General features: G+C 37.1%; 25 protein-coding genes. 7 read left to right on the forward strand and 18 right to left on the reverse strand.

All coding sequences use genetic code 11. The features are described 5' to 3' along the window. Positions 1 to 134: 134 nt before the first annotated feature. The 3 genes from VLZ86_RS01580 to murI all read left to right on the forward strand — a co-directional run bounded on the left by VLZ86_RS01580 (position 135) and on the right by murI (position 2,559). Entirely contained in the window at positions 135 to 1,151 is a 1,017-nt protein-coding gene (locus VLZ86_RS01580; protein ID WP_325448032.1) for an OmpH family outer membrane protein, read from the forward strand. 46 nt (positions 1,152 to 1,197) lie between these two features. After that, positions 1,198 to 1,707, forward strand: a complete 510-nt coding sequence (locus VLZ86_RS01585) for an OmpH family outer membrane protein (RefSeq protein ID WP_325448034.1) — start codon at positions 1,198 to 1,200, stop codon at positions 1,705 to 1,707. A gap of 72 nt (positions 1,708 to 1,779) precedes the next feature. Next, positions 1,780 to 2,559, forward strand: coding sequence for a glutamate racemase (gene murI / locus VLZ86_RS01590; protein ID WP_325448036.1), 780 nt, complete (start codon positions 1,780 to 1,782; stop codon positions 2,557 to 2,559). A 134-nt stretch (positions 2,560 to 2,693) separates the two neighbouring features. Here the strand turns inward: murI and VLZ86_RS01595 are convergent, their stop codons facing one another. Then, positions 2,694 to 3,212 carry a gamma carbonic anhydrase family protein gene (locus VLZ86_RS01595; RefSeq protein WP_325448038.1) on the reverse strand — a complete coding sequence of 173 codons (519 nt, stop codon included), beginning with the start codon at positions 3,210 to 3,212 and terminating at the stop codon, positions 2,694 to 2,696. 369 nt (positions 3,213 to 3,581) lie between these two features. Continuing rightward, positions 3,582 to 4,592: a type IX secretion system membrane protein PorP/SprF gene (locus tag VLZ86_RS01600; protein WP_325448040.1), complete on the reverse strand. Its 1,011-nt coding sequence runs from the start codon at positions 4,590 to 4,592 to the stop codon at positions 3,582 to 3,584. A 380-nt stretch (positions 4,593 to 4,972) separates the two neighbouring features. On the opposite strand from VLZ86_RS01600, the gene VLZ86_RS01605 reads away from it, so the two are divergent. Both VLZ86_RS01605 and VLZ86_RS01610 read left to right on the forward strand, forming a co-directional pair. Beyond that, complete coding sequence (locus VLZ86_RS01605) at positions 4,973 to 5,875, forward strand: NifU family protein (protein ID WP_325448042.1); 903 nt, start codon at positions 4,973 to 4,975, stop codon at positions 5,873 to 5,875. Positions 5,876 to 5,937: 62 nt separating this feature from the next. After that, on the forward strand, positions 5,938 to 6,138 hold the full coding sequence (locus tag VLZ86_RS01610; protein ID WP_325448044.1) for a dodecin family protein: 201 nt from the start codon (positions 5,938 to 5,940) through the stop codon (positions 6,136 to 6,138). 91 nt (positions 6,139 to 6,229) lie between these two features. On the opposite strand, the gene VLZ86_RS01615 is transcribed toward VLZ86_RS01610, so the two are convergent. Then, a complete protein-coding gene (locus VLZ86_RS01615; protein WP_325448079.1) occupies positions 6,230 to 6,433 on the reverse strand; it encodes a hypothetical protein in 204 nt (67 codons plus the stop codon). On the opposite strand from VLZ86_RS01615, the gene VLZ86_RS01620 reads away from it, so the two are divergent. Further along, positions 6,372 to 6,518 carry a DUF1304 family protein gene (locus VLZ86_RS01620; protein ID WP_325448077.1) on the forward strand — a complete coding sequence of 49 codons (147 nt, stop codon included), beginning with the start codon at positions 6,372 to 6,374 and terminating at the stop codon, positions 6,516 to 6,518. The two genes, VLZ86_RS01615 and VLZ86_RS01620, sit on opposite strands and share 62 nt — an antisense overlap. A gap of 72 nt (positions 6,519 to 6,590) precedes the next feature. Continuing rightward, complete coding sequence (locus tag VLZ86_RS01625; protein WP_325448046.1) at positions 6,591 to 7,403, forward strand: mechanosensitive ion channel family protein; 813 nt, start codon at positions 6,591 to 6,593, stop codon at positions 7,401 to 7,403. On the opposite strand, the gene tsaB is transcribed toward VLZ86_RS01625, so the two are convergent. The 15 genes from tsaB to cyoE all read right to left on the reverse strand — a co-directional run bounded on the left by tsaB (position 7,400) and on the right by cyoE (position 21,035). Then, positions 7,400 to 8,077: a tRNA (adenosine(37)-N6)-threonylcarbamoyltransferase complex dimerization subunit type 1 TsaB gene (tsaB, locus tag VLZ86_RS01630; RefSeq protein ID WP_325448048.1), complete on the reverse strand. Its 678-nt coding sequence runs from the start codon at positions 8,075 to 8,077 to the stop codon at positions 7,400 to 7,402. The genes VLZ86_RS01625 and tsaB overlap by 4 nt on opposite strands. Positions 8,078 to 8,095: 18 nt before the next feature. Continuing rightward, complete coding sequence (locus tag VLZ86_RS01635; RefSeq protein ID WP_325448050.1) at positions 8,096 to 9,397, reverse strand: efflux RND transporter periplasmic adaptor subunit; 1,302 nt, start codon at positions 9,395 to 9,397, stop codon at positions 8,096 to 8,098. Positions 9,398 to 9,446: 49 nt separating this feature from the next. Further along, a complete protein-coding gene (locus tag VLZ86_RS01640) occupies positions 9,447 to 10,889 on the reverse strand; it encodes a TolC family protein (protein ID WP_325448052.1) in 1,443 nt (480 codons plus the stop codon). Between the two features lie 50 nt (positions 10,890 to 10,939). Next, positions 10,940 to 12,103 carry an efflux RND transporter periplasmic adaptor subunit gene (locus tag VLZ86_RS01645; protein WP_325448054.1) on the reverse strand — a complete coding sequence of 388 codons (1,164 nt, stop codon included), beginning with the start codon at positions 12,101 to 12,103 and terminating at the stop codon, positions 10,940 to 10,942. A 199-nt stretch (positions 12,104 to 12,302) separates the two neighbouring features. Next, entirely contained in the window at positions 12,303 to 13,562 is a 1,260-nt protein-coding gene (locus VLZ86_RS01650) for an ABC transporter permease (RefSeq protein WP_325448056.1), read from the reverse strand. 1 nt (position 13,563) lies between these two features. Then, complete coding sequence (locus tag VLZ86_RS01655; protein ID WP_129015940.1) at positions 13,564 to 14,808, reverse strand: ABC transporter permease; 1,245 nt, start codon at positions 14,806 to 14,808, stop codon at positions 13,564 to 13,566. Beyond that, positions 14,801 to 15,502 carry an ABC transporter ATP-binding protein gene (locus tag VLZ86_RS01660; protein WP_325448060.1) on the reverse strand — a complete coding sequence of 234 codons (702 nt, stop codon included), beginning with the start codon at positions 15,500 to 15,502 and terminating at the stop codon, positions 14,801 to 14,803. Before VLZ86_RS01660 ends, VLZ86_RS01655 begins: the two co-directional genes overlap by 8 nt. 130 nt (positions 15,503 to 15,632) lie before the next feature. Then, complete coding sequence (locus VLZ86_RS01665) at positions 15,633 to 15,854, reverse strand: hypothetical protein (protein ID WP_325448062.1); 222 nt, start codon at positions 15,852 to 15,854, stop codon at positions 15,633 to 15,635. Between the two features lies 1 nt (position 15,855). After that, entirely contained in the window at positions 15,856 to 16,401 is a 546-nt protein-coding gene (locus tag VLZ86_RS01670; protein ID WP_325448064.1) for a DUF420 domain-containing protein, read from the reverse strand. Continuing rightward, on the reverse strand, positions 16,401 to 17,159 hold the full coding sequence (locus VLZ86_RS01675; RefSeq protein ID WP_325448065.1) for an SCO family protein: 759 nt from the start codon (positions 17,157 to 17,159) through the stop codon (positions 16,401 to 16,403). The genes VLZ86_RS01670 and VLZ86_RS01675 overlap by 1 nt, the downstream gene beginning before the upstream one ends. Further along, on the reverse strand, positions 17,143 to 17,856 hold the full coding sequence (locus VLZ86_RS01680) for a hypothetical protein (protein WP_325448066.1): 714 nt from the start codon (positions 17,854 to 17,856) through the stop codon (positions 17,143 to 17,145). The genes VLZ86_RS01675 and VLZ86_RS01680 overlap by 17 nt, the downstream gene beginning before the upstream one ends. 161 nt (positions 17,857 to 18,017) lie before the next feature. After that, positions 18,018 to 18,413, reverse strand: coding sequence for a cytochrome C oxidase subunit IV family protein (locus tag VLZ86_RS01685; protein ID WP_325448067.1), 396 nt, complete (start codon positions 18,411 to 18,413; stop codon positions 18,018 to 18,020). Between the two features lie 22 nt (positions 18,414 to 18,435). Then, positions 18,436 to 19,413, reverse strand: a complete 978-nt coding sequence (locus tag VLZ86_RS01690; protein WP_325448071.1) for a cytochrome c oxidase subunit 3 — start codon at positions 19,411 to 19,413, stop codon at positions 18,436 to 18,438. 145 nt (positions 19,414 to 19,558) lie between these two features. After that, complete coding sequence (locus VLZ86_RS01695) at positions 19,559 to 20,140, reverse strand: cytochrome c oxidase subunit 3 (RefSeq protein ID WP_325448073.1); 582 nt, start codon at positions 20,138 to 20,140, stop codon at positions 19,559 to 19,561. A gap of 1 nt (position 20,141) precedes the next feature. Next, the gene (gene cyoE / locus VLZ86_RS01700) at positions 20,142 to 21,035 is read right to left on the reverse strand and encodes a heme o synthase (protein WP_325448075.1); all 894 of its coding nucleotides are present in this window, start codon (positions 21,033 to 21,035) and stop codon (positions 20,142 to 20,144) included. Positions 21,036 to 21,568 lie beyond the last annotated feature (533 nt).

Below are 21,568 nucleotides of genomic sequence, written 5' to 3' on the forward strand. Positions count from 1 at the left end.
TAGTACAAGCGTTAAAATTTTTTAGAATTTATTTCGTTAATTTGAAAAATATTACGCTGAGTAGACAGAATCGTTAAGTTAATCTGTCGTTTTAGAATTTATAGCGTGACCAATAAATGATAAAATATTAACAGATGAAACACAAAGTTCTTTTTTTAGTGACAGTCTTAAGTCTTTTGAGCTTTACTTCAAATGCACAGCGTGGCGTGAGAATTGGGTATATAGATACTGAATATATTTTACAAAATGTGCCTGAATACCAAGATGCCACGGCACAATTGGACACAAAGGTTCTTCAATGGAAGTCTGATGTAGAACAGCGTTTAGCCGCCTTGGAGCAAAAAAAATCACAGCTCAACAATGAGCGCGTGCTTTTAACCAAGGAGTTATATGAAGAGCGTTTTGAAGACATCAGTTTTGAGGAAAAGGAAATTTTGGACTATCAACAAAAGCGTTTCGGTCCCAATGGCGATTTGATGATTCAAAAGACACAGTTGATCCAGCCTATTCAAGATCAGATTTTCGCAGCAGTGCAGGAAATTGCAGGAAGTAGAGAATATGATTTTATTTTTGACAGATCAGCTGACGTGGTGATGTTATTTGCCGCAGAGCGTTTTGACCTTAGTGAATTAGTGCTGAGAAGCATCACCCGGTCTTCAAAACGTACGCAAGCACAAACTAAATCTGAACGAAGAGCGGCAGCCGAAGAAGATGTTGTGCCCGTTATCAATAAGGAGTTGGATGCCCGTGAACAAGCTTTGGATGAAAAACAGAGTGAGCGTGTAAAAGCAGTAGAAGCGAGAAGAGCGGAGCAGCAAGCAACACGAGATTCCATAAAAGCTGATGTTGAAGCCAGACGCCAAAAAATATTGGAAGACAGAGCAAAAGCCAAGGCTGAAAGAGAAAATAAAAACAACCCTCAGGACAGTACATCAGTGACGGCTGAAGAAAAAAGCAAAACTGCTGTGGAGAGCACCAAAAAAACGACAGCACAAATGGCCGAGGAAAAGAGACAACAACAAGCTGCTGATCGTGAGGCCCGACAAAAAGAACTTGACGAACGCAGAAATAAAATATTAGAAGAACGCAGAAAAGCAAAAGAAGAACGTGATGCTCAGAAAAAATCTAAAGATTCCGTTCCAGAAAAATAATAAATAAAAACAATTAATAATTATAACACGTAATACTATTTTAAAAATGAAACATTTTAAGACCCTTTTATTTGCAGGACTACTTTTCATTGGAGCAACTAGCTTCACTAATGCTCAAAGTAAAATTGCTCATATCAACACACAAGAGCTTATTAAAGCAATGCCAGCAATGAAAAGTGCTCAAGCAGAATTAGAGAAACTGCAAAAAACGTATGAGACTGAAATTCAAACAATGGCAACTGAACTTCAAAACAAAATGAAACAGTACCAAGCTGAAGTTGAAAGTAAGACTGACGAAGAGAATGCTAAAAGATCTCAAGAAGTACAAGGTATGCAACAGAGTATTCGTGAATACCAAAATACAGCTCAACAAGATCTTCAAAAGAAAGAATTTGACTTGTTAAAACCAATTACTGACAAAGCTGAAGCATCTATCCAAAAAGTTGCAAAAGCTCAAGGTTTTCAGTACGTATTGGATTCATCTCCAGGTTCAGGTGTGATCTTGGCTGAAGGAAAAGACCTTACAGCAGATGTCAAAAAAGATTTAGGATTCTAAAACTATTTTAGATCGTAACAAAATTTTATATGGAAAGCCACTTTTAATGAGTGGCTTTCCTATTTTTGTATTATGAGCACGCAACCAATTGGCATCTTTGACTCAGGTATTGGTGGGACTTCGATTTTTAAGGAGATTAAGGCCCTCCTTCCTAACGAGCATACTATTTATTTGGCAGATAGTTTTAACGCCCCCTATGGCAATAAAACTCAACAGGAAATCATTGATTTGAGCATTAAGAATACAGAGTTGCTAATTCAGAAAAACTGTAAGCTCATTGTCGTGGCTTGTAATACTGCAACAACCAATGCCATCACCACTTTAAGAGATTCCTACAACCTTCCGTTTATAGGTATTGAACCAGCCATTAAACCAGCCGCCTTAAGTACACAAACAAAAGCGATTGGAATTTTGGCAACCAAAGGGACGCTCAGCAGTGAGTTGTTTCATAAAACAACAGACCTCTATAGTAATGGTATAAAAGTAATAGAACAAGTTGGCGAAGGAATTGTGTCACTTATTGAGGAGGGGAAGACCAATAGTGAGGAAATGAAAACCTTACTCCTCACCTATTTGAAGCCTATGCTAGATGCAAATATTGACTATCTGGTTTTAGGCTGTACGCACTATCCTTACCTCATCCCGTTATTGTTGGACCTATTGCCCAGCCGCGTTAAAATAATCGATTCAGGGCAAGCTGTAGCGCGTCAAACAAAATCCGTATTGGAACAACATGATCTTATGAACACCGTATCCACACACGGTGACAATAAATTTTATACCAACGGCACTGTTGAGGTTTTAACAGAGATTTTAGAGCGTAAATACAGCGTTCAACATTTGCAGTTTTAGGAATTAAATGATTTAGGATTTGGCTGAACGTACTTTTTCCTACGGACGGACTGCTGATTTTTGATAATTACTGACTATTCTATTTGCCAGAAGTCGTCCTGATTCTTAATTCTTGATTCTTTGTTCTCTTTTCTTTATTCATCCTTAAACCAACCCGAATACGTCACATAGTTTTCCGCAATCCGATGGATTTCACCAGAGATCAATTCCGCACTAATATCTTTAACCTTTTTTGCAGGCACACCGGCGTAAATACTACCAGATTCAACTAGGGTATTTTTCGTGACTACAGCACCTGCGGCAATAATACTATTGCTTTCTACAACGCAATCGTCCATAACAATGCTCCCCATCCCAATCAAGACATTATCGTGAATGGTACACCCATGCACAATGGCATTATGGCCAATAGACACATTATTGCCAATCGTCGTAGGCGATTTTTGATAGGTAGCATGTATGACCGCACCATCCTGAATATTGACCTTATTTCCGATCTTAATATAATGCACATCGCCTCTGATGACCGCATTGAACCACACACTACATTCTGTTCCAATGGTGACCTCGCCTACAATGGTGGCATTCTCTGCAATATAACAGTCGTCCGCTATTTGAGGATGTTTTCCGTTTACTGATTTTATAATGGGCATGAAAAATCCTTTTAGAAAGGGAATCCCAGAAATATAATTGAGATTCCTTTTGGGTTAATGTTATTTGTTGATGATTGTATTTTTCTGTGAAAATTTAATATCCTCCAAAAATGGAAGTTTTAAAATGAGATTCCTGCCTTCGCAAAAATTGAGGCTCTTTTCCATTTATTGTTTTAATAGTTGGCATGTTGGAAATTTCAAGTTTAAATTTTCGTGTTCGAATTCGAATTCAGATTCCAGTTCAACTTCCATAAAATTAAGATAATACTTATGATTTTTAAAATACCAAAATTTCTGCCCACTACACCATCCAATGCTCGATCCCTTCCTTTTTATAAGACTGGAGACTGCATATTGAATACTGCCTACCTAATTAACCGCTGGACAGGCACAATCATATCTCACTTTTTTACAATTAAAATTATAGCCCAAGGTCAACTGATGAAAACCACCATTATTAAAAACAACAGAATTTGCCTGATAAGAATAGGTATAGGCAAAAACAAAATTCTTATAATCCATACCTAAAAAAGGTGTAAAATATTGCAGATTTTGGCTGCTTACACCAGCTCCATTTGAAAATTCGGCACCGTCCAAACTTCGGCGATAGGAAATACCTCCCCATAATTTTCCGAAATCCATATCTTTATAAACCTTTGCGTTAACATCAATGGAAGATTCCTTTGTACCATCTCTATATAAAAACATTATGGAGGGTTCATAACTCCACTCACTGCCGAATTTTTTAAAAACGTTTCCTGCACTGAATAACAGCGTTCTTAAATTATCATATCTAAAAATGCCGTTGGCATTAGAATTTACGCCATCGTTATTCAATACGTTTTTTAGCGTGGCATGGGCATAAAAGTTTATTAAATGATAAGAGAATCCAAAATCGATATTAAAATTGGTGGCACTTTGTTCGATTCCTGAAATCAAAGGATCAAAACCTTCATTTAAAAATGTGGTTTCATCTAATTTATACTGAATGGCACCTGCGCTCAACCCGAAGGATAGCATATTCAGGTCAATTTCATTTCGTGAAAACATTAAATGATGTGCATAGGTAAAATAAGCGCCCGTTTGAGAATGGTAGCCATTCTTATCATTATAAACAATGGCTCCAATGGCAGATTGTGATTCTCCAATACGACTATTGATACTCATGGTTTGCAATGCAGGAGCATTATCTTGGCCAAACCATTGTTTACGTGCGGTTAATCTTATTTTGGCACAATTGGCAACACCCGCCATGGAGGGGTGAATCAAATAATAATTATCGGTCAAATAATCAGAATATATGGGCAATCCTTCTTGTGCTGTACTGAATTGTGCTGTTAATGCTGCAAAAGCTAGTAAACAAAACTTTTTAAACTTCATATTCATTGTTCTTTTCAAGTCAAAATCGGCTTTAATTTTGTGTTTATCTTCGTAGTTTGTTGACGAAAAGCCAATACTACTTTTGGTAACACAGACTAAAAGTGTCGGTTTACTTGAGCAGCTTTCTATTCGCCAAATATATAAATTTTTGTGTTTGATATCCCATATACCTTAATTTAATAGGATCCCTAGTCCTTATAAAACCTATTAATTTCACAGCAAGTAAACAAACACACTGTTGGTCTTCCTACGCGACTTAAATCTTCAAAATCAATTGTCTAAAGGTTTTCATATCGTCAAAATCCCATGGACTAATATCGTGCTCAAAAAAACCGGGTTTACCCTTTAGATTCCTTATTTTTGCATAAAGAATTGAACCTATGCAAACGACAACTATTTCAATACATAAAACCAGTAATCCTACGATAATAAAATTTGAAGCTGATAAGTTTTTAACCAACCATGAAAGTTTCGAATTTAGTAATATTGACGAAGCCCAAAATTCTCCTTTGGCGCAACAGTTATTTTACCTACCCTTTATAAAAAAAGTATATATCTCAGGCAATTTTATCGCTTTAGAACGTTACGATATTGTGGAATGGGAAGATGTACAAGAAGAAGTTGCCCAACAAATTGAACAGTACATCAATGATGGAAAGCCAGTTGTAACGGAAGAGAATGTACAAAACCAAAAACCTATCTCAATCTATGCTGAGAGCACTCCAAATCCAGCGGTTTTAAAATTTGTTGCCAACAAAAAACTGGTAGCCACTTCTTATGAGTTTGTTTCTAGGGAAGACGCCAAGTATTCTCCTTTAGCTACTGAATTATTCCATTTACCTTTTGTAAGAAGTGTCTTTTTTGATGAAAATTTCATTTCGGTCACTAAATCTGATGTTGCCGAGTGGAGTGAAATCACTACAGAATTAAGAGAATTTATCAGAAATTATATTGAAAGCGGTAAGGACATAATTTTGGCAGACGCTCCTAAAGTCTTAAAGAAAACCGAAAGTCAAGTTGAAGCCCAATTTGAAAACTATGACGACATCTCAAAAGAAATCATTACGATTCTTGAAGAATACGTGAAACCTGCAGTTGCTAGCGATGGTGGGAATATTGAGTTTCAATCTTATGATCCTAAAACTAAAAAAGTAAGCGTTATTTTACAAGGCGCATGTAGTGGGTGTCCTTCCTCTACTTATACCTTAAAAAATGGTATTGAAAATATGCTTAAGGAAATGCTCAAGGATAAGGACTTGACCGTAGAAGCATTAAATGGTTAAATTTGATTTATTTTTCTTATCTTTAAGAATACAAGTAAATTATTAATTTAAAAACTATAAATATGTCAGTATTAAAAGTTATTGAAATTTTAGCAAGCTCCGACAAAAGTTGGGAAGACGCTGCAAGAAATGGAGTAAATCACGCTTCTAAAACTATTAAGAACATTAAGTCTGTGTATGTAAAGGACCAAAGTATTACCGTTAAAAACGATGAGTTGTCTCAGTATAGAGTCAATTTAAAGATAACCTTTGAAGTCCAATAAAATTAAAATTAGCGCTTAAAAAAAGCGCTATTTTTTAATCCATAAGTCTCCCACCTATAGTTCTCATTAGCGCTCTTGCTCTCGAGCATTTTTACTTCTTTATTTTAGAAACACTCAAAGACATTAAAAGTTTTGGGTTAAAATCAAAGAGATTTGCCGAAGACACAAAAATTTTAGTTGCCAACCAAGGTTTATAGAATGGTTTTTTGGCTGCAGGTCTTCTGCTATCAATCATTTTAAACGTTTCCGCTTTTACATCCTTCTTTTTAATACACATTACTTTTGCCGGTATCATTGGCACTAATTCTACAAAAAAGATTAAATTTTATATTCAATCCATACCTGCACTGATTACATTAGTTTCTCTAATATTTTCATAAATCCTCTATTGCATTGTGTTATCCTAGGAGAAGTTATAACTTTGCGTATTAACAAAAAACATTAGAGATTATATGGAAATGCAACATTGGATTGACAAAGGTTATGAACTTATCATTGACTTTGGACCAAAAGTTTTAGTGGCTATTTTAATATGGATCATTGGATCATGGGTCATTAAATTACTTTTGAAAGGTGTTGAAAAAGGAATGGCAAAAGGGAACTACGATATAAGCCTTCAAAAGTTCCTACTTAACATCTTACAATGGACGCTTAAAATTGTTCTTGTTATTGTCATTTTAGGCACCGTTGGCATCGAAACTACATCCTTTGCCGCTATTCTAGCGTCTGCCGGTTTAGCTGTGGGATTAGCTTTACAGGGCTCACTGGCCAATTTTGCTGGTGGGATACTGCTTATGATATTCAAGCCTATTAAAGTAGGTGATTATATTGAAGCTCAAGGCACCTCAGGAACGGTGAGAGAAATTCAGATATTCACTACTAAATTGACCTCTCCTGACAATAAGATAATTATTATTCCTAATGGAAAATTGTCAAATGATAATATTGTGAATTATTCCGCCATGGATCTACGTCGGATTGATTTCGTTTTTGGTGTAGGCTATGACTCTGATATTAAACAGACAAGAGACCTCCTAATGGAACAGTTGACCTCACACCCTTTGGTATTGAAAGACCCGGCACCTCTGGTTAGGTTAAGCGCAATGGCTGACAGTTCGTTGAATTTTAACGTTAGACCATGGGTTAAGAACTCTGATTATTGGAGTACGTATTATGATATTATGGAAAGCACTAAACAAGCCTTAGATGCTGCTGGAATTGAAATTCCTTATCCACATCAAGTACATATCCGTAAGGAGGACTAATCTTTAGCTTTAGCTTTAGTTCCGATAAAGTCCTTTAAGTAAAAAGGTTCAAAATAGGCGACATTCTCAATGTCGCCTATTTTGTATTTATCATAGGCCAATTTCCCCATTTCATTTGCAGAAGGAAGCTTATTTTCAATAAAGACCGCGTTGGGATGCGAAATGATTTCTTTGGTTTTTTCAACACCGGTTCCAATAAAATAGACCTTACCGATATCCAAAAAGTCTTTAAAACTATCCGCATTCAAGATTTGAGCTTCTATAGTTCTCATCTGTTTGTGATCTTTATCGTAAACAGCTGCATACACTTCCAGTCTTCGGGCATCAAGCATGGGCACAATACATCCAGAATCAACATCTACTTGCTGCGACAAAGCTGCTAAAGTATCAACGGAAATTAAAGGTTTGTCCAAAGAAAAACAGAGTCCCTTGGCGGCTGAAACTCCAATACGCAACCCTGTATAAGAACCAGGCCCTTTACTGACGGCTATGGCATCCACCTCATGAGGTTTCAAATTAGCCTCTTTAAAGACCGTATCAATAAAAAGATGTAAGGATTCCGCATGGGAGAAATTAGAGTTGTAATCCTCCTTTAAAACCAAAATCTCTCCTTCTTTGGAAAGAGAGACAGAACAATTGGTGGTGGCCGTTTCAATATTTAGTATATATGACACTTTAATTCTTTTTAAACACTAGTTTTTTGCAGTTCCTTCTTTACCTTTCACTTCTATCTTATCACCAGGATTCAATGTTTTGGAGACCACATTATAAGGGCCAGTGATGATCACGTCGCCTGCCTGCAATCCCGATAATATTTCAATATTGGCATCATCTTGGATGCCTGTTTTTACAACTCTTAATTTGGCCTCATCGTTACTTTTGACAAACACACATTCAAATTTTTCTTCACTGCCAACTCTTTGAAATGCAGCTTCACTATCGCTCTCGTCCTTGGCAACGGGTTGTTTAACGGAAGAGGTATCTGTTTTAATTACAATGGCACTTATTGGAACACTTACCACTCCTTTTCGCTGTTTAGTAATAATATCGACGGTAGCAGTCATCCCAGGTCTGAACGGAGAAAAGTTCTCACCTTTGCCCTCCATTAAATCTTGATAAGACTCTTCAAGTATTCTAACCTTTACCTTAAAATTTGTGACTTGATCTGCCGTAAGCGTTCCAGCCGCAGAATTAGCAATTGCTGTAACAACACCTTTGAATTCCTTTCTCAAATAAGCATCTACTTCAACAATGGCGGAATCTCCAACCTGGACTTTAACTATATCATTCTCATTGACATCAATTTCAACTTCCATATTGTTTAAATTGGCCACCCTTAAAATCTCTGTACCCGCCATTTGTTGCGTTCCCACAACACGTTCTCCCAATTCCACATCCAATTTAGAAATGGTACCGCTCATAGGGGCATAAATGGTGGTCCTGTTCAAATTATCTCGAGCCTCACTTACAGATGCGCTAGCACTTTGAACATTATAATATGCTGATTGGCGTGTGGCCTGCGCAATTTCATAGGCAGAAACTGCCTTGTCCCATTCTGATTTTGAGATAATACCCTTTTCGAAAAGTTGCTTGTTCCGATCATAGCTTAGCTTAGCTTCTCTCAGGGAAGCTTCAGCTTGCTCTAACCCCGCTTTTATATTCTGATAGGTGGCCTGACTTCTGTTTACTGCCGATTGAATGAGGTCAGGATTGACTCTTACCAACAAGTCACCTTTATTGACCTGCTGACCTTCCTTGAAAGGGAGATCTATGATTTCTCCAGATACTTCACTGGAAATTTTCACTTCAATCTCTGGCTGAATTTTACCTGTTGCAGAAACTTTCTCCACAATATCCATTAGCGTTACTTTCTGAGTCTCGACCTCTTTAAAGTTCCCGGAATTACCAAACCAACCCGCATTTTTTCCTACAATCAATACCAAGATTAGGAGTACTACTGCGGATATTAATATTATTACTGTTTTTTTGCTCATAACGGTTAGTTTACTGGTTGTGCTCTATGTATTGATAAATCATCGATAATTAAAATTTCAACTCCATCGCAGGAATTCCAAAATATAGCTCAAGTACTTTTAATTTGAAAATATAGTCATATTTAGCGCGATTAAGTTCAATTTGGGCATTATCAAATTTTACTTTGGATTGACTGAACTCAAAAGCATTGGTAAATCCAACATCATAGCGCTCTTTAGCGTAATTATAGGCCAATTCCTGTGATTCCAGAGCCGATTGTGCAGCTTCATATGATTTAAAGGCTCCTTTGGCATCCACATAAGCCTGATAGACGGTAGATTCCAAATCTAATTGTGCCTGTTCCAATTGATTTTTACTACGTTCTAGATTAATCTGATTTCTCTTCACATTACTTTTGACAGAAAAACCATTTAGTATAGGGATGTTTAAAGAGAACCCATAAGAAATACCATCATTTTGCGACAGCTGATCAATAAATGGATCGGCGCCAACTTTTCTGGTGATGGTGTTGGGAAATTCACCAATTACCGATTGTCCTGTATCTTCCACCACTCCTATTTCTCTTAGAATTACCGGATTGTTTGGATCAATATCCTGAATAAATGACGCCGAATTGGAGAATCTCGTGTCATATCCAAAAAAGGCTTGTAGCGTTGGGTAATAAGCACTTTTTGCAATTTGTACATCCTTTTCAGCAAGCGCGACATTTTGCTCAGCAATTTTGATCTCAGCTCTATTTTCTTTTGCACTTTCAATAACATCAAAAACGCTTTTCTCGGAGATGCCTTCATCAACGATATCATAACCCTCATCTTCGATATCAAAATTTTGATAATCCTTAATCATTAAAAGCTGCGCCAAACTGATCAAAGATACCTGCACCGCATTTTCGGCATTGACGATTGCCTGTCTTTCACTGGCATCATTGGCTCTAATTTCAAGAATGTCACCTTCTGGCAAAACCCCTGCATCCACCAACTCTTGCGTTCTTTTTAATTGATCTTTAGTAATTGAGTTTTGCGAGGTTAAAACCGTAAGGTTGGCCTTATTGAGAATCACTTGCAGGTAATTGTTTGCCACAAACAATGAAATATCATCCTCCATCTTGGTCAATCGGAACTGAGCCGCCATTTTAGATATTTTGGCCCGTTGTACCTCTTTAAAATTCCTAAGTCCGTCAAATAACGTATAACCAACGCTCACCCTTCCTGAAGCCGATAAAAACGTGGTAGTCTGTGCGTTGTTGGTCAATGGATTAAAACCTAATCCGGTGTTTTCTGAGACGTTTGCCCCCATACTCACCTGTGGCACAAAATTACCAATAGCCTGTAAGTTTTCTATATCCGTCAGCTCCAAATCCAATAGACTTTGTTTTACGGAGATATTGTTTTCTAAAGCATGGGCCACACATTCTTTGAGGGTCCATTTTTTAACTTGTGCCTGAGAGGTTACTGCTATTAGGACAAGAACTATAAGAATTGATTTTTTCATAATTAAAATATAAGTCTATCGATTATTTAAAGTGTTACACCTAAAATGGATTATTTCTTTTTAGCATAATCTGGAATGCCTTGAACTTGATTCCAAACCTTTATTTTATCCGATTTATTAATGCCGCTTTTGACCTGAACGAAGATGCCATCACTAATACCCAATTCAAGATCGCGACGTTCAAATTTTTGATCGCCTACCATAACCTCTACAAAGGGTTTTTGGGTTTGAGAATCAAATTGCACCAAAGCTTCGTTAATAGCCAAAACATTTTCCGCTCGTTCTAAAATAATGGACGCATTTGCACTTAACCCAGCTCTAATAAAGATCGAATCAATAGATTTTAAAGTGCCTTTAATCTCAAATTGAATCGCCCCATTTTCAGCCACACCTTTAGGAGCAATATAATCCAATACCGCATCAAATTTTTTGTCTTCAATGGCACCAACGGTAATTTCAAGTGGCAGACCTTCCTTAATTTTTCCCACCTCGCTTTCATCAACCTTACCTTCAAAAATCATTTTTTTAACATCCGCCAAGGAGGCAATTGAGGTCCCTTCATTAAAATTATTGGCTTCAATGACCTGATTTCCTTCTTTTACTGGCACATCCAACACCATCCCTGATACTGTTGCTCTCACCTGGGTCTGTGCGATATTGCCCAATCCACTTGTAGTACCTGTTTTGACGATATCATAATTTTGACGTGAAGAATTCAAGTTGATTTCCGCTTGTTCCACACTTTGTTTAGTTTGCAGATAGGTGTTTTTAATACCTTCAAAATCGTTTGCTGAAATTACACCTTTGTCAAACAATGCCTTTTGGCGATCGTAATTAGTTTGTTGGGTCTGTAAATTTATTTTAGCAGTTTGCAATGCGGTCTGGTTTGAAGATATATTATTCTTAGCACTCGTTAACGAGGATACATTAGGAATCACACGAATTTGGGCAATCAAATCACCTGCGTTAACATACTCACCCGCCTCTATAAATACTTCTTCAATCACCCCAGAAATATTCGATTTAATAAGCACTTCATCTTTAGGTACAATATTTCCTGTAGCGACTGTTTTTACCACAATAGTTTTCATCACCGGGATTTCCGTGGTGTAGGATATAGGATCTTCCTGATTTTTTCTCCACAAATAAATTAAGGCAATTGCAAACACTGCAACGATAATTCCTAAAATAATGACTGTTGTTGTTCTTTTCATTTGGTATTAGTTATTATTATTTAATGGTCAAATGGTGCACCTCAAAAATGATATGGCATAAATACTTTATAATTGCAGAGGTGGTTCATTTGGTATTAGTTATTATTATTTAATGGTCTAATGGTACACCTCAAAGATTACTTGGAATAAAAACTCTATTAATTAAGCTGTGGTTCATTTGATGTGATTTTTATAGGATTTATTCTATTCTTAATGCGTCAACCGGTTTCATTTTAGTGGCACTATTAGCGGGAATCAATCCTGCCAGCAATCCAGACACTACAAGTATAAAAAGGGCAATAAAGACAACCGACATACTTACACTCGGATTTGCAAAATTTTCAACCGGACCGTTCATGTCCAAAGCATAATTAAGCCCCCAAATAACCGCAGCAGCAAAAGAAATACCTACCATTCCTGATAAAATGGTAAGAATTAAGCTTTCCTGCAAAACTTGAGATTTGATCGTCCATGGTGAGGCTCCCAAAGCTCTCCTTACCCCAATTTCTTTGGTACGCTCCTTTACTACGATGAGCATAATATTACTTATTCCTATTATCCCAGACATTAACACGAGCGCACCCACAAAATAACCCACAAAGCTCAAAATGGAAAACAGGCCATTGACTCGCCCAAAAGCTTCAGAAAGATCAAAATTACCAATAGCACGCTCATCTTCAGGATGTACTTTGCGTCGGTTCTTTAAACTTTCCAGTATTTGCGGTTTAAGCGTTGTAATATTTGTACCATCATGCGCCGTTACGGCCAACCATCCAACATTATCGGCAAAATTAAAGGCCTGGCCGAAAGACGTAAAAGGCAAAAAAATAGTATTGGCATCTTCCTCTTTATCGCCTTGGCTATTGCTCACTTTAAAGGTACCTATCACCATAAAATTGACGCCGTTGATCTTGATATAGGTTCCTAAAACTTCCTCTCCCTTATCATACATCGTTTTTACCACACCTGTTCCTATAACGCATACCTTTCTCTTGGCATTTATATCAGAATAGCTCACAAAACGGCCCTGAATGATATCCATGGGCTGTTGTTTTATAAATTCCGGATAATCGCCATTGACTTGAAAAGCTCCGGTTTTTGTGCCTCTAATGACATTATTGGCGCCACTATAGCCTCCTAATTGATTGCGGGGAGATACATATTTGAGTTGTGGAAAATCGTTTTTCAAACTAGCAACATCATCCAATTTAAAATTGAAACGCCGTCCTTTAGGCAAGCCCTTATAAGGTTTTGAGGTTTGTTGAGTCCATATAAACATGGAATTGGTAGCAAAATTGCCAAAATCTGCGGTCACCCCATTTTTGAGTCCGTTGGTCAAGGCCAATAAGAGCACCAAGATGGTGATGCCCCAAAACACACCAAACGCAGTCAAAAAAGTTCTGAACTTATTCGCATTTAAAGCTTCCAATATTTCGTCCCAACGGTCTCTGCTAAACATATTATTCGTCTCTTAGTGCTACAATAGGTTTAATTTTTGCCGCGCGGTACGCTGGGATAAATCCGGCAATGGCTCCTGCAAACACCAACACAAAAACAGTGGTCAATGCAGTATTAAAATCAACTTGTGGATATTTTATAAAGTCACTTTCTATAAGCGGTCCGACAATTTCGAGTAGTCCAAGCCCCGCAATAAGTCCAAAGAGTCCAGAGAACATGGTTACAAAAATGGATTCTTGTAGAATCATCACTACAATAGACATGGGAACTGCGCCCAAAGCTTTACGAATGCCGATTTCCTTGGTCCGTTCCTTGACAATAATGAGCATAATATTCCCCACTCCAACTACTCCGGCAATGATGGTACCAATACCTACAAACCAAAACACCGCTTTAATGGTATCCACCAAAGAGTAGATTTTTCTTGCTTCTTCCAGCGTGTTATTCACATTAATTGCACTAATATCATCCGGAGCAATAATGTGTGTTTGCTTTAGGTCATTTTCAATACCCAAAGAAATTTGTTCGGAAAGCTTCACGGCGTCGTCAAAATTATCGGACATCTTTACGGTGTAGGTCATGTTCCTGATGTCATTTCCACCGTTAAATGCTTTTTGCGCCGTAGTAATGGGCATCATTACTTTACTTTCGTCCCGTTCTCCTCCTGGATCGTAAAAGACACCAATCACCTTAAAATTTATTCCATAAAGCGAAATATCCTTGTTAATTGGATCTTCACCCTTAAACAAATCTTGGCTCACTTTATTTCCGATGACCGCCACCTTTTTGGCACCCATGACATCTGAGTGATTCAAAAAACGTCCTTGGCTAATATCGGCGTTTTCAATAAATTGGTTGTCTGGCAAAACGCCTTGAATTCTATAATTGCCAGATTCATTTTTATAATTGACCAAACCACCCCAAATGGTATAAAATGGCGATTTGTATTCTAAGTGATCATCGTATTTATTAACAATGGCAGTGAAGTCTTGATTTTTTAGCTGAATGCGGCGTCCGGGATTTAATCCTTTATATTCTTTGGTGGTGACCCCTGTCCACACCGAAATACTATTGGCAGCATCACGTTCAAATTGGGAGGTGACGCCATTTTGGATTCCAGAACTAAAACCGAGAAGAATGACTAAAATAAAAATACCAGACGCAACAGATAGTCCAGTTAGGAAGGTGCGGAGCTTATTTTTACTTAAACTTTCAAAAATTTCCTGCCAACGTTCAATATTAAACATACTGATTAGCCCTTACTTGTTCCACGAAATTATCATCAATGATCACACCGTCCTTTAAATTGACAATACGCTTGGTCATATTGGCAATGTCAGGTTCATGTGTGACTATCAAAATGGTTTTTCCGTCATCATTAATGCCTTGGATAAGTTCCATGACTTCATGGGAGGTTTTGGTATCTAGAGCACCAGTAGGCTCATCCGCTAGCAATACTTTTGGATCACTTGCCAAAGCTCTCGCAATTGCCACCCGTTGTTTTTGTCCACCGGAAAGCTCGTTGGGCAAATGGTGAGACCATGGCGCCAATCCTACTTTATCGAGATAATGCATTGCTTTTTCTACCCGTTCTTTACGGTTGACACCTTGGTAATATAACGGCAACGCAACATTGTCTAAAGCCGACTTATAATTAATGAGATTGAAAGATTGAAAGATGAAACCTAAAAATTTGTTTCTGTAGTTTGCTGCGATTTTTTCATTAAGATTCTTAATCGGGACGTTATCAAGCGTATATGATCCTTCATCAGCTTCGTCCAACATGCCCAAAATATTTAACAACGTCGATTTACCTGACCCTGAAGATCCCATTATGGAAACTAATTCGCCTTCTTTGACGTCAAAATTGATCCCTTTTAACACATGAAGTGAATTTGCGCCCATGTGATAGGATTTATGTAAATCTTTTATTTGTATCATATTAAGACGGTTGGTTATGCAATGTTACATAAAACAAGGCATGAAGTATATTAACGAATTGTTAAGACTTATCTTGAATATGTACTAATAAGACTCAAAAGGAGATCAATTGTTACAGAAACAGTACTTTTTATACGTTTTTCTTTTTATAAAATTTTGTGTACATAACGACACCCATTCCGGCGACTAAGACATAAGGGATGACCATTAAATACACGATCCCATCATTGACACCCTTTGCAGTAGATTGCCCATCTTCACTTTCCAAAACCGCACGGCACATGGCACACTGGGCGTTTGTTGAGAAAAAGGTAAACAGTGAAAACAATATAAAAAAGACTCGAACTTTCATTTTAGACATAATAAGGTGAAATCATAATATAAACAATCACTCCAGAAATTGCAACATATAGCCATAATGGAAATGTAATGCGTGCTATCTTTTTATGGCGTTCAATATTATTGGTGATGGCACGTACATAGGTGATCAAGACAAATGGAATGATTACGATTGATAATAAAATGTGTGAAATTAGCACTGCAAAATAAACATATCTCAACACACCCTCACCTCCATATGAGGTAGAATCACTGGTCATATGATACGCTATATACATTAATAAAAATACAATTGAACATCCAATTGCTGTAGTCATCAAAGTTTTATGTAGCGTAATGTTCTTGTTTTTAATGGCCCAAAAGGCAACCAGTAATAGTAAGGCGGTCAATCCATTAATCGTCGCATAAATAGGTGGCAGGAACGTTAGTGGTTCCACCTCAAAACCTAAGTCTCTCAAGTTGACGCCAAATAGTGCCCCTACTATCAATGGGATGGCAATGGAAAGAATGACAATCCACTTATTATATTTCTTTTCTGCCGCTCTATTTATCGTTTCCATTATTCCTTTAACAACTTTGCAATATCTTGTTTTAACCAAGTAATCTGCTGCTCCATACCTACCTCATCCACCTTTTCTTCTTCTGAAATGATACCGTTATAATAGATTATTGGGCTTCCTTGAGCGTCAGATCTTGATCTTATAAAACCATTTTTATCAATAAGCGCAAAATTACCTGAATGCTCAAATCCACCTTCTGCACTTTCATCTTTCGCGGTATACAGGTAGAAACCTTCATTGGCCAATTTATAGATTTCATCCACATCACCAGTCATCAAATGCCAATTAGGGCTAGTAATGCCATTGCTATCTGCGTAGGTTTTCAAAACTTCTGGCGTATCAATATGTGGTGTTATGGAAAACGATGCAATGCCGAAATTCTTTTCATTTTGAAATGCATTTTGGATTTCCACCATATTGGCGTTCATTTTTGGGCAAATGCTGGGACAGGTTGTAAAAAAGAATTCAAGGACATATACCTTTCCTTCATAATCTCTATTGGAAACAGTGTTTCCATTTTGATCTATAAAACTGAATTCAGGGACCTTTTTTTTAACCCCATTAATTTCAATAAATTGTAAATCGGATAGGTTTCCTGGTCTTTTTTTTGGATTCAGATTAATGTCCTCACTTCTACTTTCATCTCTTACAACATCTTTATTGCTGATCCGATCAATTATTTTTGGAACAAAGTAAATTCCAAATAAAAGAATGATAAACGACACTCCTACATAAGAATAACTAGTCTTCTTGCTCATTATTAATACCTTTTAAATCGTTAGCACGTCGTGTTGAGGAGTCAAAATTCCCCTTGCGCTTTTCTCTATATTCTGTAAACAACACGCGTATATCTTCACTCATTTTATTTTTTATTATCGCAACTTCCACACAGTCGTAGGAGGTCAAATCATAAACAATAGCGCTCTTCTCTCTTTCCTTATCCGTTCTATCGTCCAAACGTCCGCGTTGGTTAAGGTCTGCATCAACAATAAATACTCGAGAAGTTGAAAGGTCTTCATCCAATGGAAATTCCGATTTTAGACTTCCATAAATCTTTTGTATTTCATCTTCCTCTAAAAAAACGAAATGCCAGTATTTTAGATCTTCATGAGATTCAATTTCTTTCTTAAGTGCAGGAAGATCTGATTTTGCTTCAGGAGACATGATGGTTACAATCTGAAATCTTTTAAATCCCTTGAACTTATTATAGATGAGTTCCTTTAAATTAGATGCAGCTGTGGCCCTCGCCATTGGGGTTTTTCCAAAAAAAGCCAATACGGTAATGTGGTCTTGAAGTTCTAAATCGGTGTTTGAAGCAATATCAAGAACGTTTTCCTTTACAACATCAAGCGCGATATAATTGTGTTTTGCTGGATAAAGCATCAAAAGAAACGCTACTGGAAGGAAAAACAGTACAATTAGAACTGAATAGCGTTTAACAAGTTTTTTATTCATTTAAAATGATTTGCATGATTAAGACTCTTCAATTATGCATATTTACTCAATAAATACACGCTGAATTACACAAGTGCAAAAATAAAAAAGACGGTTCATATAACCGCCTTTTTATGTATGTTTAACACTTAAATCCTCCTCTTATACTAGAAAGGAAGACTTTAAAAATCAGTCTTTACAAATCCTGAAGAAAAGACAGACTCAATGTAGTCTCCTTCTTGTAAAAGGATAAAGATTAAATAAGAAATTAGAAAGACTGCTGTCCACACAACCATACGTCTTAGACTTGCGGTTTCATCTCTCATGTGCATAAAATCCCAAGTAATATAATACGCTTTTACTATGGTCAAAATAATAAAGATCCAGTTAAGAGCCTTCATGCCCAAAACCTGACCCATAAACATTTCCGGTTTGTATATCCCCAAAAGAACTTCAACAGCTGTAACTAGAGCCAAAAAGATCAATACACCCCAAATTTTTTGTTTATTGGATTTAAACTTTAAATACCCTCTAAATATTGCGAGTTTATGTGGTTCTGCTTGTGCGTGTGATTCCATGTTCAAAATAAATTATCTAAAATTATACTAGGTAGAAGAATGTAAATACGAATACCCAAACCAAGTCAACGAAATGCCAATATAAACCGACTTTTTCGACCATTTCGTAACTGCCTCTTCGCTCGTAAGTTCCTATAAGAACGTTAAAGAAAATAATAATATTTAACATCACACCTATCGACACGTGAAATCCGTGGAAACCTGTGATAAAGAAAAAATAGTTTGCAAATAAGGGTGGACCGTATTCGTTTTGAACCAAGTTGGCACCTTCTACAACATTCTTTCCTTTAGTTTTTAATTCTTTGAGTGATTCACTACGGGATAAAACCGTTTTATGACCGTCCTCGCCTGTATATGTCGTTCTTACAAACACCCCAGGATTGGCTTCAAATCCAGCCACAACTTCATCAATCGTAAAACTTGGAAGGGCCTTTTCCCCTGTAAACCAAAGACCATCTTTTCTTGTATGTTGGGTTCGATCAGAAGCTTGGGCAATAGCGAAATCTTTTAACGCCACACGCTCACCCTCAGCATCCACAAAATGGATGATATTACCACCGTGAGTTCCAACAGCGCCGTAACCACCTTTAATAAAAGTGGTCCATTCGTACGCTTGGGAGCTTAAGAAGACAAAACCTCCCAAAACCGTCAAGAACATATATAAACTAACCTTGGCTTTGTCCATGCGATGACCGGCATCCACCGCCAATACCATTGTAACAGAAGACATGATCAAAATAAAAGTCATGAAAGCCACGAAAATCATCGGATAGTTACCGTGAATAAAAGGTACATGGGTAAATACGTCGTCTGCTATTGGCCAAGAATCGGCAAATTTAAATCTTGAGAAGCCGTAGGCTGCTAAGAACCCAGTAAAAGTTAATGAATCTGAAGTGAGGAAAAACCACATCATCATTTTACCGTAACTCGCTTTTAAAGGTTCTATACCTCCGCCCCAACGCTTGTTTTCGGCACTAGTGTTCACGACAGTCGAATCCATATGTAGTGATTAGTTTTTTAGTTTAAAAAGTTGCACAAAAATAATCAATTTATTCATCTAAAGAAACATCCTTATTGAATTTTGAAACACTATAATTAATGTTTGTTGTAGATGGATAATAAATCGTATTAAAATTTACCATCAATTAGCCTACAAAATATAAAAATAAAAAGAGATAGACCCACAGAATATCAATAAAATGCCAAAATGTTCCTGCCAGTTCAAAACCTAGCATATCCGTAGCAGTATACTTCTGTTTAAAATGATTATAAATTACGACCAAAATGCAAACAAGCCCTACAATTACGTGAACGATATGCACCATCGCAATTAAATAGATATAGGACATGGTCACATTACTGGTAGGTCCAGTAAAATTATAGCCCATATTGATGATCTGCTGAAAACCTAAAAACTGATTTGTAATGAAAGCGATTCCCAATACCAAGGTCGCCAAAAGCCAAACGGACGTCATTTGTCTTTGGTGATTTTTGAGAGCTCTTTGCGCCAATATAAATGTCACACTACTCAACACGACCATAACCGTGCTGATTATGAATGCATTTGGCAATTGAAAATCCTTAAGCCAATCCTTTCTTGTGCTGCTTACAACAAAGGCACTGGTCCATCCCGCAAATGACATGATGAGCGAAACGATGCCAAACCAAAGCATCATCTTTTTCGCTCTGTTATTTTTCTCCTCAAAGGTTCCTTCTGTAAAATCCATATTATCTTATAAATTTATCTGCAACGTAAATAATCTGTAATAGGGTAATATATATCACACTCGCCAAGATGAGGTGTTTTGCCGCCAGCTCTGTTCTTTTCGCGTATAATTGTAACGCGAAATAGATCATTCCTAAACCTATTGCAAAGACCAATATAGCTGCAACAATAGATAATTTCAAATCTCCAGTGAAGCCAAACACAGGAATGACAGATATTAAAACGGTCCAAATGGTATACATGACCGTTTGCGTGGCCGTACCTTTATCACGTTTTCCTGTTGGAAGCATGAAAAATCCGCCTTTTTTATAATCGTCAAACAAGAACCACCCGATGGCCCAAAAATGAGGGAACTGCCAAAAGAACTGTATGGCAAATAATGTTCCCGGTTCAATTCCGAAAGCATTTCTTGCGGCAACCCAACCCAACATAAATGGAATAGCGCCGGGAATAGCACCTGCGAATACAGATAATGGAGTTTTGGTTTTTAATGGCGTATAAACACTAGTGTATAAAAATATAGATATAGCTCCGTACATGGCAGTACGCGGATTAATTATATAAAGTGTGGCAATCCCAAGAACCGTAAAGATGATGGCCAATGTAAGGGCGGAGTTGACGGATATGCGTCCTGCAGGAATGGGTCTGTCCTTGGTGCGGCTCATGAGTGCATCCAAATCACGCTCAATAATTTGATTATAGATGTTAGAAGCACCAACCATAAAATACCCTCCAAACGCCAATAGTATCAAGGTACTCACCTCAATGGTTGTGGCGCCAAGCAAATACCCAGCTATTGCTGAAAATACAACACTCAATGATAATCTCATTTTCGTTATTTCCTTAAAATCAGAAATAACTGAGACCCTTGGTAAAGAAGAATTTGTTGTCGCCAATCGGTGTTGTATTTGTCGCTTTTAAATGCGAGTGCAAAGATACTTTGAAAATTGGTTTTGAGCAATTCAATTAGTGAATAATTAAATTTCAATATCCTTTTTCGATTTTTGAAACGTAAAGCAAATTTTTTGACTTCAGAATATTGAAATTTAATGGACTAGGATGCGCATGCCATGACTAGTTTTTGGTATCAGTAGAATCTAAATTTATGGTCACTAAATTAGGGAAATTTTATAGTGCAATTGAGATTCTTGCTTTGTAGAAATTTTATTTTTAGTGACGTATTTGATGAACAAAGCTCGGATTAATTGGATTAAATCAGGATTATTATACTATTATAAAACAAGTATTTAAGGAGAAGGTTGAGCCTGTGTACAGGAGATTCCTGCCTGCGCAGGAACTTGGGCTAATTATCGAAATACCAATTGAACAAATCAGTTTTGACCCCAAGATTGAACCAAGTGGTACTATTCTTAAAAGTTGTTTCTGTATTGGCTTCGGGATTGAAGTTCCTGAAACTAATGTTTGTAAA

The organism is Gelidibacter sp., assembly GCF_035515035.1.
GTDB lineage: Bacteria > Bacteroidota > Bacteroidia > Flavobacteriales > Flavobacteriaceae > Gelidibacter.